The 12,664-nt window shown below is 67.6% G+C and carries 11 protein-coding genes; 4 read left to right on the top strand and 7 right to left on the bottom strand.

Features of this window, described 5'->3' with window-relative positions; all coding sequences use genetic code 11:
* Positions 1-26: 26 nt before the first annotated feature.
* From ASC93_RS13650 to ASC93_RS13635, 4 genes are read right to left on the bottom strand one after another with little or no spacing between them, the layout of a single operon-like run.
* Positions 27-893 carry a fumarylacetoacetate hydrolase family protein gene (locus ASC93_RS13650; RefSeq protein WP_056442697.1) on the bottom strand — a complete coding sequence of 289 codons (867 nt, stop codon included), beginning with the start codon at positions 891-893 and terminating at the stop codon, positions 27-29.
* 32 nt (positions 894-925) lie between these two features.
* A complete protein-coding gene (locus ASC93_RS13645) occupies positions 926-1,936 on the bottom strand; it encodes an aldo/keto reductase (protein ID WP_056442694.1) in 1,011 nt (336 codons plus the stop codon).
* A 1-nt stretch (position 1,937) separates the two neighbouring features.
* Positions 1,938-3,164 (bottom strand): UxaA family hydrolase, encoded by a 1,227-nt coding sequence (locus tag ASC93_RS13640; RefSeq protein ID WP_056442691.1) that lies wholly within the window; start codon positions 3,162-3,164, stop codon positions 1,938-1,940.
* The gene (locus ASC93_RS13635) at positions 3,161-3,499 is read right to left on the bottom strand and encodes a UxaA family hydrolase (RefSeq protein ID WP_056442688.1); all 339 of its coding nucleotides are present in this window, start codon (positions 3,497-3,499) and stop codon (positions 3,161-3,163) included. The genes ASC93_RS13640 and ASC93_RS13635 overlap by 4 nt, the downstream gene beginning before the upstream one ends.
* 222 nt (positions 3,500-3,721) lie before the next feature.
* Here ASC93_RS13635 and ASC93_RS13630 point away from each other — a divergent pair, with 222 nt between their 5' ends.
* A complete protein-coding gene (locus ASC93_RS13630) occupies positions 3,722-6,541 on the top strand; it encodes a ligand-binding sensor domain-containing diguanylate cyclase (RefSeq protein WP_056442684.1) in 2,820 nt (939 codons plus the stop codon).
* Positions 6,542-6,559: 18 nt separating this feature from the next.
* On the opposite strand, the gene ASC93_RS13625 is transcribed toward ASC93_RS13630, so the two are convergent.
* Complete coding sequence (locus tag ASC93_RS13625) at positions 6,560-7,450, bottom strand: LysR substrate-binding domain-containing protein (protein ID WP_056442681.1); 891 nt, start codon at positions 7,448-7,450, stop codon at positions 6,560-6,562.
* A 97-nt stretch (positions 7,451-7,547) separates the two neighbouring features.
* Between ASC93_RS13625 and ASC93_RS13620 the strand changes: the two genes are divergently transcribed.
* Positions 7,548-8,750 carry an MFS transporter gene (locus tag ASC93_RS13620; protein WP_229412718.1) on the top strand — a complete coding sequence of 401 codons (1,203 nt, stop codon included), beginning with the start codon at positions 7,548-7,550 and terminating at the stop codon, positions 8,748-8,750.
* 9 nt (positions 8,751-8,759) lie between these two features.
* On the opposite strand, the gene ASC93_RS13615 is transcribed toward ASC93_RS13620, so the two are convergent.
* Positions 8,760-9,419, bottom strand: coding sequence for a hypothetical protein (locus ASC93_RS13615; RefSeq protein ID WP_157201910.1), 660 nt, complete (start codon positions 9,417-9,419; stop codon positions 8,760-8,762).
* Between the two features lie 122 nt (positions 9,420-9,541).
* On the opposite strand from ASC93_RS13615, the gene ASC93_RS13610 reads away from it, so the two are divergent.
* Positions 9,542-10,678: an ABC transporter substrate binding protein gene (locus ASC93_RS13610; protein ID WP_082548026.1), complete on the top strand. Its 1,137-nt coding sequence runs from the start codon at positions 9,542-9,544 to the stop codon at positions 10,676-10,678.
* Here ASC93_RS13610 and ASC93_RS13605 read toward each other — a convergent pair.
* Complete coding sequence (locus ASC93_RS13605) at positions 10,656-11,507, bottom strand: LysR substrate-binding domain-containing protein (protein WP_200958326.1); 852 nt, start codon at positions 11,505-11,507, stop codon at positions 10,656-10,658. The genes ASC93_RS13610 and ASC93_RS13605 overlap by 23 nt on opposite strands.
* An 89-nt stretch (positions 11,508-11,596) precedes the next feature.
* Between ASC93_RS13605 and ASC93_RS13600 the strand changes: the two genes are divergently transcribed.
* Complete coding sequence (locus ASC93_RS13600; RefSeq protein WP_056442668.1) at positions 11,597-12,451, top strand: alpha/beta fold hydrolase; 855 nt, start codon at positions 11,597-11,599, stop codon at positions 12,449-12,451.
* Positions 12,452-12,664: the final 213 nt, after the last annotated feature.

The following is a 12,664-nucleotide window of genomic DNA, read 5'->3' as shown; positions in this document are numbered from 1 at the left end:
TGGGCACGGCGTGCCCACCCTACCGGTCAGCCGTCGATCAGCGCCTCGTTCCAGGCGTGGACGGTCTGCTCCTGCTCGCCCAGTCCGGCGATGCCGAGCCGCATGCGGTCGCCCGGCACCAGGTAGACGGGATCCGGTTTCTGGCCCAGCCCGACGCCCGGCGGCGTGCCCGTGCTGATGACGTCACCCGGCTGCAAGGTCATGAAACGGCTGATGTAGCTGACCAGGTGCGCGACCGTGAACACCATCGTACGCGTGTTGCCCGTCTGGTAGCGCTTGCCGTTCACTTCCAGCCACATGTCCAGGTTCTGCGGATCCGGCACTTCGTCGGCCGTCACGAGCCACGGGCCGACGGGGCCGAACGTGTCGCAGCCCTTGCCCTTGTCCCACTGGCCGCCCCGTTCCAGCTGGTACTCGCGCTCGGACAGGTCGTTCACGACGCAGTAGCCGGCCACGTAGTCGAGCGCATCGGCTTCGTCGACGTAGCGGGCGCGCTTGCCGATGACGACGCCGAGTTCCACTTCCCAGTCGCTCTTGACGGAGCCGCGCGGCAGGACCACCGGGTCGTTGCAGCCGATGATCGAGCTGGTGGCCTTCGTGAACAGCACCGGCTCGGCCGGCACGGCCATGCCCGATTCGGCCGCGTGGTCCGAATAGTTCAGGCCCACGCAAATCAGCTTGCCGATGTCGGCCACGATGGGCGCGTAGCGCACCGGCTGGGCGACTGCCGGCAGGCGGCTCGGGTCGACGTCGGACAGGCGGGCCAGCAGGCCGCCGGCCAGTTGGGCCGAGGTCAGGTCGGGCACCACGCCGGACAGGTCGCGGATCACGCCGCCGGCGTCCAGCAGACCGGGTTTCTCGGCGCCCTTGGGGCCGAATCGAAGCAATTTCATGTCATTCCTTTGGTACGGGTTGCATTAAATGGTTATGCCGCCGGGACGGGCGCGTTCGGGTCCAGCACGCCGGCCTGCCTGAGCGCTGCCCACAGCGATGCCGGCAGCGGCTGGTCGAACCAGTGCGCGTTCTGGCGCAGCTGGGCGATGTTCTGGGCGCCGGGGATGCACGACACCACGGCCGGATGGGCCATCGGGAACTGCAGCGCGGCCGCCTGCAGCGGCACGTCGAACTCGCGGCACACGGCGGCGATGGTCCGCACCCGCTCGACGACGGCGGCCGGGGCGTCCTCGTAATTGAATTTGTTCGTGCCCGCCAGGATGCCGGAGTTGAACGGCCCGCCGATCACGACGGCCGTCCCCGCGCGTGCGCAGCGGTCCATCAGCGGCGCCAGCGACGCCTGCTCCAGGAGCGTGTAGCGCCCGGCCAGCAGCACGCAGTCGAGTGTGCACACGTCCAGCGCATCGGCCACCACTTCCCACTCGTTGACGCCGAGGCCGAACGCCTTGATCGCGCCCTCGGCGCGCAACTGCTCCAGCGCGCGGAAACCGCCGCCCTCGGTCAGCTGTTTCCAGTAATGCGCATGGCGTTCGCCGTGGGTGACGCGGCCGATGTCGTGCACGTACAGGATGTCGACGCGGTCCAGTCCCAGGCGCTGCAGGCTGTCCTCGTGCGAGCGCAGGATGCCGTCGTGCGTGTAGTCGTAATGCGGCCGGAACGGCAGCGGCGCGGCCCAGCCGCATTCGCCCGGCCGCACGTTCGCATCGGGCCACATCAGGCGCCCCACCTTCGTGCTGATCACGCAGGCGTCGCGCGGGCGGGCGCGCAGCGCCGCGCCGAGCCGGCGCTCGGACAGCGTGAAGCCGTAGTACGGCGCCGTATCGAAATAGCGGATGCCCAGGTCCCAGGCGGCATCGACGAGCGCCAGCGCGTCGGCTTCCGCCATCGGCTCGTACAGGCCGCCCAGCTGCGCGCAGCCGAGGCCCAGCGGCGTGAACGGCAGGCCTTTCGCGTGCCTGGCGTCCGTGTCGTTGATCTCCATCTCAGGCGACCTTCAACGGCAGGCAGCCCGGCCCGATCGGCTCGAACTGTTTATAGGTGAGGATGAATTCCTGGTGGCCCAGGTCTTCCGACTTCGTGCACGCCCCGTTCGCGACGCCGGCGACCAGCGCGACGATCTCCGTGCCGACCTCCTCGATGCTGGCGTGCCCTGTCAGGATGCGGCCGGCGTTGACGTCCATGTCTTCTTCCAGGCGCTCGTACGTCGCCGGGTTGGCGCACACCTTGATGACGGGCGAAATGGCCGACCCGACCACCGAACCGCGCCCCGTCGTGAACAGGGTGACGTGCGCGCCGCACGCGATCAGCTCCACGATCTCGGCGTTGTCCGAGATGTTCGGGAAGCCGAAGCGCGGCTCGCCGTCCGGCACCACGTCGAGCAGGTACAGGCCGCCGCCCGGCGGCAGGTCGCCGGGCTTCAGGATGCCGCTGATCGGCGACGCGCCGCTCTTGGCGTAGGCGCCCAGGGATTTCTCTTCCAGCGTCGTCAGGCCGCCGTCCGCATTGCCGGGCGCGAAGCTGCCGTGGCCCATGATCGTGTAGTAGCGCGACGCCTTCTCGACCGTGCGCACGATCTCGTCGCCCAGCTCGGGCGTGACGGCGCGGCGCTTCATGTGGAATTCGCAGCCGACCAGCTCACCCGTTTCCTCGAAGATGCAGGCGCTGCCCGCCGCGATCAGCTGGTCGAACGCCGCGCCCACGGCCGGATTGGCCGTGATGCCGCTGGTGCTGTCCGAGCCGCCGCAGATCGTGGCCACGACCAGTTCGTCCAGCCGCATCGGCACGCGCTCCTGGCGCGCGAGGTCCTCGACGGCCCACTGCACCCATTCCACGCCGCTCTTCACGCCGGAGCGCGTGCCGCCCACGTCCTGGATCGTGACCGTGTGCACGGGCCGCCCGCTGTCGACGACGGCCTGGGCCACGCCGCCCTTGTCGAAGCTTTCGCAGCCGAGCGACACCAGCAGCGCCGCGCCCACGTTCGGGTGCGTCAGCACGCGGCGCATGATCGCGTCCGCGTATTCGTTCGGATAGCAGCCGGGGAAGCCGATCAGGTGCACCGGCTGGCCGGGAAACGCGTTCACGATCAGCCGCGCGACGTGGTGCGCGCATTCGACCAGGTAGGCGACGACGACGACGTTGCGGATGCCCTTGCGCCCATCCGCGCGCGGATAGCCCGTCAGGGTGATGCCTGGAATATCGATGGTGCTCATGGTGCCTTGTGTCCGATGAAGTGGTGCCCGTCCTGGTCGAGCGTGTACGTCGGGATGTAGTCGCTTTCCAGGTTGTGCGTGTGGATGTGCGCGCCGATCGCGATGGGTACCGTGGCGGTGCCGATGATGGCGCCGTAGCGCAGCACCTTGTCGCCGGGCGCGAGGTCGCGGCGCGCGAGCTTGTGGCCGAGGCGGACGTCGCCGGGCAGGACCACGGCGCGGTCGTCGATGACGACCGTGGCGCCGGCCTTGAGGTCGACGCGGGCGATGAGGCAGTTGTCCTCGCGAGACATGAGCAGCAGGCTGCCGGCCTGCGCTGGGGTGGTGCTGGACATGACGATCCTTTACTGCTGACTGTAGTAATACGCCAATTGTATTCTATAAATTGAAAACATACGATAGTTTGCTGCGCTGCGCTGCAACATAAAGAGGCGACAACAATATTGCCATCACGCAATATAAGGTAAGATCGGACAATGTAACGCCATATTTATCTCCATGTCATGAATCCGAAGTTGACCCTACGCCTTTCCGGGCTTGCCCTTACCTGTCTGGTCATGCAGGCGTCTGCCCAGCAATTATCACTGAAGCAATTTGGCCAGGGTGAAGGACTGGGCAATCTGGCCGTCACGGCGCTGGCGCAGGATGGCGCGGGTTATCTCTGGGTCGGCACGGAAAACGGTCTGTTCCGTTTCAATGGCGCGGATTTCCGCCGCTACGGCGCGCCGGACGGCCTCGCGGATACCGATGTGACCGCGCTGTTCGCCGGCCGCGCCGCGGGAACCTGGGTCGGCACGTACGAGAATTTCTACCGCCTCGACGGCGGGCGGCTGTCCGTCGTCCTGTACCAGGGCAAGCCGATCGCGGTCTGGCCGGGACAGGTCGGCGCCGAGGGACCGGACAAGGACGTCCTGCTCGTCACGGAGGGTCGCCTGCTGGCGATCGCGCGGCACGGCGGCGACACCAGCGTCCGCAATTACTTCACCCCCGCGCAGATACGGGCCCAGCCGGAACTGGCAAAAATCGCCAGCATCCACGTCGATGCGGACGGCAGCCTGCGGATGGGATGCATGCAATCCTTGTGCACCGTCAGTCATGGCCGTGTCGTCGTCGACGGGCGCGACGCCGGCCTGCCCGCGGATAAATGGACCAGCATCGCGCGCGACGCCGCCGGCACGCTGTGGATCCGCAGCGCGACACGCGTCTTCGCACTGCCGGCAGGCGCCGGCCGCTTCGAGGAGCGCACACCGGACGAGATACGCAAGCATTCCCTGCGCACCGAACTGCAGGTGGACGCGGATGGCAAGGTGATGACCAATGCCGACTCGGGCCTGGTGCGCTGGCATGAGGGCGGATGGGAATCCTTCGGCAACGACCAGGATCTGCATGCCGGCGGGGGCGTCACGGCCATCCTGCAGGACCACGAGCACGGCATCTGGCTGGGCACCCTGGGACGAGGCCTGGTGCATTGGCTCGGCTATGGCAATCTGGAGAACTGGACCGCGTCCCAGGGATTGCCGGACGACGTCGTCATCTCCGTGCAGCGGGACCGCCACGGCACCCTGCACGTTGGCACGCGCTCGGGCCATGCCTCGCAAGCCCCGGGCGAGCGCCGGTTCACGGCCGACGCCGGGCCGGCGGCCTTTGCCGGACACCAGTGGGTAGCCATGGACATCGACACGCAGGACCGGTTATGGGCCGGCACGTATTCCGGCCTGCTGCTGCGCCGCGACCGCGCCGCGCGAACGACGTTGATCGCGCATCAGCCGCTGATCAGCCACGTGCTGGCGGACCGTGGACGGATCTGGATGGCGACCGCGAACGGCCTGCGCGTGCTGCCCGACACCGCGCCGGCCGGCGCGCAACCGCAAGCGGCGCCCATTCCCGCCGTGGCCGGCCGTCACCCGCAAAATCCGGTGACCTTCGGCTGCGCGGACCGGCACGGCGACCTGTGGTTCGCGAGCGTGGCCGACATCCTGCATTTCAACGGCCATGAGTGGGAGGTCTTGCCGTTTGGCGCAGCGTTGCATGGCCGTGACATCGTGGCATTCGCTTGCACGCGCGACGGTACGCTGTTGGCGAGCACGTACGAAGGCTTGTGGCAGCTTCATCCCCGCGGCGTCCCGCGCGCCACGCGTATCGATGCGCCGGTGTTGCGCGATCGCGCCATCCATTCGTTGGCCGAAGACAGCCGCGGCTGGATCTGGGTGGGACTGGACGTGGGCTTCGCGGTATGGAACCGCAACCGCTGGCGCCTGCTGAACCAGACGCACGGCCTGGCATGGAACGATTCGAACGGCTACACATCATACGAAGACCGTGACGGCTCGATGTGGCTCATCACCAGCAACGGCCTGTCGCACGTCCTGCATCCCGAACGCCTGTTCGATGCCGCCGCACGCAAGCCGGTGATCGAAGCGGCGATCCGCGGCGGCCGCCCCCTGGCGGCAGGCGCCGCGGCATTGCCGTGGACGGCGGACCAGCTTGTATTCCACCTCGCCAACCTGCAATACGAGGACCGCCAGGGATTCCATTATCGATTCCGCATGCTCGGCGTCGACGATCAGTGGAATGAAACGGTGCAGCCGGAAGTGCGTTATGCGGCCCTGCCGGGCGGCGATTACCGCTTCCAGCTCGTTGCCGTCGACAATGAAACCGGGGAGCAGTCGGCACCGGCCGAACTGGCCTTCTCGATTACCCCGCCCTGGTGGCGCAGCGGCCTTTTCTACGGACTGTGCGTCGTCGCCACGCTGGGTGCGTTTTATGGTTTCCATCGCGTCCGCCTGCGCGCGCTGACGCGGCGCGAAACCAGGCTGGCGGCGCTGGTGCAGGAAAGAACGCACGAGCTGGAACTGTCGCGCGAGGAGATGCGCATACGCGCCTTGAAGGACGGGCTGACCGGCTGCTGGAACCGCAGCGCGACGATGGAAATCGTCGAGCGCGAGATCGAGAAATGCCTGCGCTCGGGCGAGAGTTTCGCGCTGGTGCTGCTGGATCTGGATTACTTCAAACGGGTCAACGACACGCATGGACACCTGGCGGGCGACGCGGTGCTGGTGGAAACGGCGCGCCGCCTGAAGTCGGCCGTGCGGCCTTACGACGCGGTCGGGCGCTACGGCGGCGAAGAATTCATCATCGTATTGCCCGGCTTGACGCTGCCGGCCGATTCGGGCCGGATCGATGCGTTGCGCGGGATCGTGCGCGCCGAACCGGTCGATATCGGCACGGGGAAGACACTGGCCGTCACCGCGAGCTTCGGCGTCGTCGGCTTTACGCCCGGGACCCGCCGCGATCCGCTCGAACTGGTCGACCGCGCCGACCAGGCTCTGTACCGGTCGAAGAATGAAGGCCGTGACCGTATCAGCTATGCGGACTAGGGATGGCGTCGCCGGCTGTCATTCCACGGCAGCCTGCGCAATGGCGACGAACGCGTCCACCAGCGGACCGCCGCCGTCGGCATGCCGCGCGAGCAGCATCGACGTCGTGGCCGCGGCGTCGACCAGCGGCCGGTAGACGACGCCGTCCATGTGGATCCCCTCGAAGGAACTGGGCAGGACGGAAATGCCGCAGCCGGCGGCGACGAGGCCGATGATCGTCGACGGCTCGCCCGCCTCCATCGCGATGGTCGGCGAGAAGCCGGCGGCGCGGCACATGTCGAGGATCTGGTGATAGATGCCGGTGCCGGCTTCCTTGGGAAACACGACGAACGCCTGGTCCGCCAGGTCTTTCACGGTGATCGATTTTTTCCGCGCGAGCGGCCCGTCCGCCGGCAGCACGAGGCGCAGCGGATCGCGGCGCAGCATCGTCACCGCCACCGTGGACGGCAAGGGCATGGAGGCCGGCCGCACGAAGCCCACGTCCAGCTCGCGCGCCTCGATCCTTGCCAGCTGCGGCAGCGTCGCCATCTCCTGGAACGTCAGCAGCACGCCGGGATACTGCTGGCGGTAGCGCCGCACGACCTTGGCGAACAGCGGCGTGAACGGGGTGGAGAAGGTGAACCCGACGCGCAACTCGCCCGCCTCGCCCAGGTGGGCACGGCGCGCTGTTTCCTTGGCCTGTTCGGACAACGCCAGCATGCGCCGCGCGTCCACGAGGAACAGGCGCCCCGCTTCCGTCAGCAGGACACGCCGCTTGTTGCGTTCGAACAGCCGGGCGCCGATCTCGTGTTCGAGCGCCTGGATCTGCTGGCTCAGCGGCGGCTGGCCGATGTGCAGCCGCTCGGCGGCGCGCGTAAAACTCAGTTCTTCCGCCACGGCCACGAAGTAACGCAGGTGCCTGAGTTCCATGTTATCTGTTTAAACGATAAGTAACGCCACAAATATATATTGGACAGTCAGTTTCGGCAATCCTAGGATGGGACATCGCATCCTGCTCCGTACCGCCATGTCCCGTCCCGTCCCCGCTTACCGCCGTACGAACCGCGCGCTGTTCTTCGGCGGCTTTTCCTGCTTCGCGCTGCTGTACTGCGTGCAGCCGCTGATGCCGCTGCTGGCGCAGGAGTTCGCGCTGACGCCGGCGCAGAGCAGCCTGTCGCTGTCGCTGGCGACGGCCGCGCTGGCCGTGTCCCTGCTGTTTTCATCCGTCCTGTCCGACCGCCTCGGGCGCAAGAACATGATGGTCGTCGCCCTGGTCGTGTCCGCGATCATGACGGTGGTGGCGGCCTTCGCGCGCGACTACGCCCAGCTGCTGGCGGCGCGCACGCTGCTGGGCTTCGCGCTGGGCGGCATGCCCGCCGTCGCGATGGCGTATCTCAGCGAGGAAATCGAGCCGGCGTCGCTCGGCGTGTCGATGGGGTTGTACATCAGCGGCAATGCGTTCGGCGGCATGGTCGGGCGGATGCTGGCGGCGATCCTGTCCGACTTCCTGTCCTGGCGCGTGGCCCTCGCCGTGATGGGCGTCGCGGGCCTGCTGGCGGCGTGGGAATTCTGGCGCAGCCTGCCCGAATCGCGCAACTTCCGGCCGTCGTCGGGCGGACTGGCGGCGACGCTCTCCGGCCTGCGCCGCCACTTCGGCGACGCCGGCCTGCCCTGGCTGTTCGCGCTGTCGTTCCTGCTGATGGGCTGCTTCGTGAGCGCCTACAATTTCATCGGCTTTCGCCTGCTGGGCGCGCCGTTCGGACTGCGCCAGAGCGTCGTCGGCGGCATCTCCCTGCTCTACCTGCTCGGCATCTTCAGCTCGGTCTGGGCCGGCCGCCGCGCCGACCGGCTGGGCCGCCGCCACGTCCTGTGGACCGTCATGGGGACGATGCTGGCGGGCCTGCTGCTGACCCTGGCCCACAATCTCGCCGTCATCGTGGCCGGCATGGCCGTGTTCACGTTCGGTTTCTTCGCGTCGCACTCGATCGCCAGCAGCTGGGTGGGCCGGCGCGCCCGCACGCAGCAGGCGCTGGCGTCGGCGCTGTATTTATCGTTCTACTACCTGGGCTCCAGTCTCGTGGGCTGGCTGTGCGGCGTGTTGTGGGAACACGGCGGCTGGGGCGGCGTCGTGGCGCTGCTGGGCGTGCTGCTCGGCGCCGCGCTGATGATCGCGCTGCGCTTGCGCGGGCTGGAGCCGGTGGGGCCGGCGCTGGCGCCGGCGCCGGCTTGAGCACGGCAGTCACGGGCAGGTAAAAATCGGCATGCCGTGCTCGCCGCTCCTGTAACCGACGAGCATTTCGCCGAGCATGTCGCCGGCCGCGTAGGCGTGGGTCAATAATCCGCTGCCCTTCTCGGTGCTGAACGCATACAAGCTGCGCGCATGGCACGCGTTGAACACCGGAACCTCCCAGACTTCGATATGACGGTCCGGACCGCCTCCGGGCGGCGCCGAATCGACGGCCGACGCGATGCCCCATGCGTTCAATCCAAGCGGATCGGCACCGTCGTTCATGGCTTCATGCTTCCCCAACGGATACGAGCAATCGTTCGGACAGGTGGCGACCATCAGCTGCGTTCCCGTGGCCTCGACGTGCAACTTTCCGTCCGCATCGTGCTTGCCGTCGGCGTTCGGGATGCAACCGTACTGCCCCGGCTTGGGGTTGCCGAAATACTTGCTCCCCGTACCTTTTTTGAAGACGAGCAGCAACATGTATTGATGGGTGATCTTGCTGTCGGAGGTCGGTTTCACGACGGGACCCTTCAAGCCCTTGCTGCAATCGGCCGACAAACCCTCGTCGATGATAGGCTGGGCGACAGCGGGGGTGGTGTGGGCGATGGAAAGCGCGGCGGTGCACGCCAGTGCGAACGTGCAGAACCGGTGTACGAAGCGGTGCAACATGGTGATCTCCCGACGAAGGTTGTGTAACGAAAAAAGTGAATGTATTGAAACATTGTTAAGTTAAGGTGACAATAGGCCCAATGCATTAGCCATCCGGCCAATGCTCCCAGGAGACATTGACGATGGGCCGCCCACCTGCCTGCATGCCGCGCCGCGCATTCCTCGCCAGCCTGGTGCTGGGGGCGCTGCCGTTGCCGGCGCGCGCCGGGACACCGGTCGACATCGCCTGCCTGTCCTCGCCGCCGCCGGACGCCGCGCTGCTGCCGGCGTTGCGCGCCGCGCTCGTCCGCATCGATCCGGCTCTGACGGCCAACGCCCGCTTCACCGAAGACTTCGCCTCGTTCGACCCCGCGCGGCTCCGCCAGCTGGCGCGCAACCTCGACCGGCGCCGGCCCGACCTGATCGTCTGCTTCGATTTCGATGCCGCCAGCGCTGTCGTCGCCGCGCGGACGGCGGTGGCGGTCCCGGTCGTGTTCCGGGCCCACGACGATCCGCTGGCGCGCGGCCTCATCGCCAGCTACGCCCGTCCGGGCCGCAACGTCACAGGCGTCACGACCTATCGCTGCCTCGACGACAAGCTCGTGGAACTCATGGCCGACTCCTTGCCGGCGGCGCGCAGGATGGGATTCCTGCACGACGGCAGCGCGCCGGATGGCGGCTGCAACGCGCGCGCGCACCGCTACGCGCGCCAGCGCGGCATCACACTGATCGACTACGACGTGGCCGACGCCGCCCGGTTGCGGGCGGTACTGGCCGGACTGGAAAAAGCCCGCGTGGACGCACTCATCGTGGGGGCCTCGGCGGCGACGTGGCGGACGCGCAAGGAGATCGTCGCCCGCATGGACGCGCTGGCGCTCCCTGCCATCTACGAGGGCAAGGTGTTCGTCGACGACGGCGGCCTGATGCAATTCAGCGCCCTGCCCGACGATGCCTTCGAACGCATGGCCCGCGCGGTCGCGTATGTGGCGCGGCACGGCGCTGCCGGCGATTTTCATCTACAGCGTCAAAGGCGTCGGCGGCAACAGCTACCAGATCTACCAGGCTACCCAGCAATAATCGCGCGGTCATCTGCCGGCGGGACGATCTCGTCCGATCGTCCCGCACGGTGCCCGTATCCAGCGCGGGCGCCGCGGCGGCACCGACCTGACCAGATTGCCCGCGCCGGTCGCGCACCCAGGCGGCCCGCCCGGCGATCCCGATCCGGGTGCCGTCTACACGGCATGACCTCCGATACGGTCAGCGCCGCAGTTCCGACATGATCTTCTCGGCCAGGAAGTCGCACGGCGGCCGCTTCGATTTGGTGCTGCGCGCGAGGATGACTTCGAGCGGGTCGATTTCCGGCAGCCCCTGCGCCTGGCCGAGCAGGGTGAGGTGGGCGGGCACCGCGCAGCGCGCGAGGGGCGCCACCGCCAGCCCCGCTTCGACCATGCTGAGGAGCCCCATCAGGCTCGGGCTCTCGTACGACGTCCGATACGGAATCTTCGCCCGTTCGAGGCTGCGGATCGCGTTCTCGCGCGCGACGCTGCCGGGCAAGAACACGGCGATCGGCAGCGGGCGTTCGCTCCAGATGGCGCGGGCGCCGGGCGGCGCGGCCCATACCATCGGCTCGAAGCGGATGAATTCTCCCGCCAGGCCCTTCACGCGCGTCGCGCACACCAGGTCGACCGACCCGTCCTTGACCATCGGCGCGAGCGCCACGCTCGGCAATCCCACCACCTGGATCTGCACCTTCGGATAGGTGGCGGAAAACTTCTTGAGAATCGACGGCAGCAGCGACGACGCGTAATCGTCCGGCACACCGATGACGACGCGCCCCGTGATGTCCGGCCGCACCACGGCGGCCCACGCTTCGTCGCGCAGCGCGAGCATGCGCCGGGCGTACGTCAGCAGGACCTCGCCGTCCTGCGTCGGCGTGACGCTGCGGGGCCCGCGCACGAACAGCGGCTTGCCGAGCGCCGTCTCCAGCGTCTTGATCTGCATGCTCACCGCCGATTGCGAGCGGTGCACCACTTCGGCCGCGCGGCTGATGGTGCCGGTATCGGCCACGGCCACGATCATGGCCAGGACGTCGAGATCGAGTGTTTTCATTGGTATCAGAAAATCTGATTGATTCGATCAATATTATGCGATTTTCTTGGGATTGGGTGTGGTGCATAGTAGCGGAAAGGAGCCCAATCATGAACGCACGAACCGATCAACAAGCCCTCGCCACGCCGGAAACATACTTTGCCACCCTGCCCTCGGGTGTGCGCATGCCGTACGTGGCGCGCGGCTCCGGCGCACCGCTGCTGTTCGTCCACGGCTCGCTGTGCGACTACCGCTACTGGAACGGCCAGGCCGACGTGCTGTCGCAACGCTTCCTGTGCGTGTCCGTCAGCCTCAGTCATTACTGGCCGGCCGACGACACCGCGATAACGGGCACGTTCAGCTGGAGCACGCACGTCGCGGAGCTCGCCGAATTCATCACCGCGATGGATATCGGCCCGGTGCACCTCGTGGGCCACTCGCGCGGCGGCTGCGTCGCCTTCCACCTGGCGCGCGAATACCCGTACCTCGTGAAATCGCTGACGCTCGCCGATCCGGGCGGCCCGCTGCACATCGACGGCATGCCGGAAGCGCCGACGGCACCGGCGACCGATGCGCTGCGCGCGCAGGCGGCGGAATTGATCGGGCACGGCGACGTCGAGGCCGGCCTGGAGTTGTTCGTCGACTCGGTCAGCATGCCGGGCATCTGGCTCAAGAGCCCCGCCCCGTTCCGCACGATGGCGATCGACAACGCGGCCACGCTGGCGAAGCAGTTCCGCGACCCGCTGCCGGCCTACACGCAGGCCGCGGCGGAAAGCATCAAGTGCAGGACGTTGCTGATCGCCGGGGCGAAGAGTCCGCGCGTGTATCGCCAGAACGTGGAGACGCTTGCGGAGTGGATGGCGGATGCCGAGGCGCGCACCATGACGGGCGCCTCGCACGGGATGAACGTGACGCACGCGGCGGAATTCAACCGGTTGGTCGAAGCGTTCGTCAGCGGCGTTTGATACCGCCGGGTGGGCATGGGGTGCCCACCCGGACGTTTGCGGTCCGCCGGCGTCACGCGTGGGCTCGGGGAGCCCACCCTACGTTTGGTACGCATGCATCACCAAACGCATGCATCGCCGTTTCGTTTGGTGGGCGGCCTCCGCCCACCAAACGCATGCATCACCGATTCGTAGGGTGGGCACACCGTGCCCACGCGGACGTCATGCATGGAG

Source organism: Massilia sp. Root335 (assembly GCF_001425685.1).
In the GTDB taxonomy this organism is placed as follows: Bacteria; Pseudomonadota; Gammaproteobacteria; order Burkholderiales; family Burkholderiaceae_D; genus Telluria; species Telluria luteola.
This window is presented reverse-complemented; position numbering and strand designations above follow the sequence as displayed.

Bases quoted from the DNA above. Each gene is read 5' to 3' on its own strand.
- ASC93_RS13650 (WP_056442697.1), bottom strand. From the start codon at position 893: ATGAAATTGCTTCGATTCGGCCCCAAGGGCGCCGAGAAACCCGGTCTG.
- ASC93_RS13645 (WP_056442694.1), bottom strand. From the start codon at position 1,936: ATGGAGATCAACGACACGGACGCCAGGCACGCGAAAGGCCTGCCGTTC.
- ASC93_RS13640 (WP_056442691.1), bottom strand. From the start codon at position 3,164: ATGAGCACCATCGATATTCCAGGCATCACCCTGACGGGCTATCCGCGC.
- ASC93_RS13635 (WP_056442688.1), bottom strand. From the start codon at position 3,499: ATGTCCAGCACCACCCCAGCGCAGGCCGGCAGCCTGCTGCTCATGTCT.
- ASC93_RS13630 (WP_056442684.1), top strand. From the start codon at position 3,722: ATGCAGGCGTCTGCCCAGCAATTATCACTGAAGCAATTTGGCCAGGGT.
- ASC93_RS13625 (WP_056442681.1), bottom strand. From the start codon at position 7,450: ATGGAACTCAGGCACCTGCGTTACTTCGTGGCCGTGGCGGAAGAACTG.
- ASC93_RS13620 (WP_229412718.1), top strand. From the start codon at position 7,548: ATGTCCCGTCCCGTCCCCGCTTACCGCCGTACGAACCGCGCGCTGTTC.
- ASC93_RS13615 (WP_157201910.1), bottom strand. From the start codon at position 9,419: ATGTTGCACCGCTTCGTACACCGGTTCTGCACGTTCGCACTGGCGTGC.
- ASC93_RS13610 (WP_082548026.1), top strand. From the start codon at position 9,542: ATGGGCCGCCCACCTGCCTGCATGCCGCGCCGCGCATTCCTCGCCAGC.
- ASC93_RS13605 (WP_200958326.1), bottom strand. From the start codon at position 11,507: ATGAAAACACTCGATCTCGACGTCCTGGCCATGATCGTGGCCGTGGCC.
- ASC93_RS13600 (WP_056442668.1), top strand. From the start codon at position 11,597: ATGAACGCACGAACCGATCAACAAGCCCTCGCCACGCCGGAAACATAC.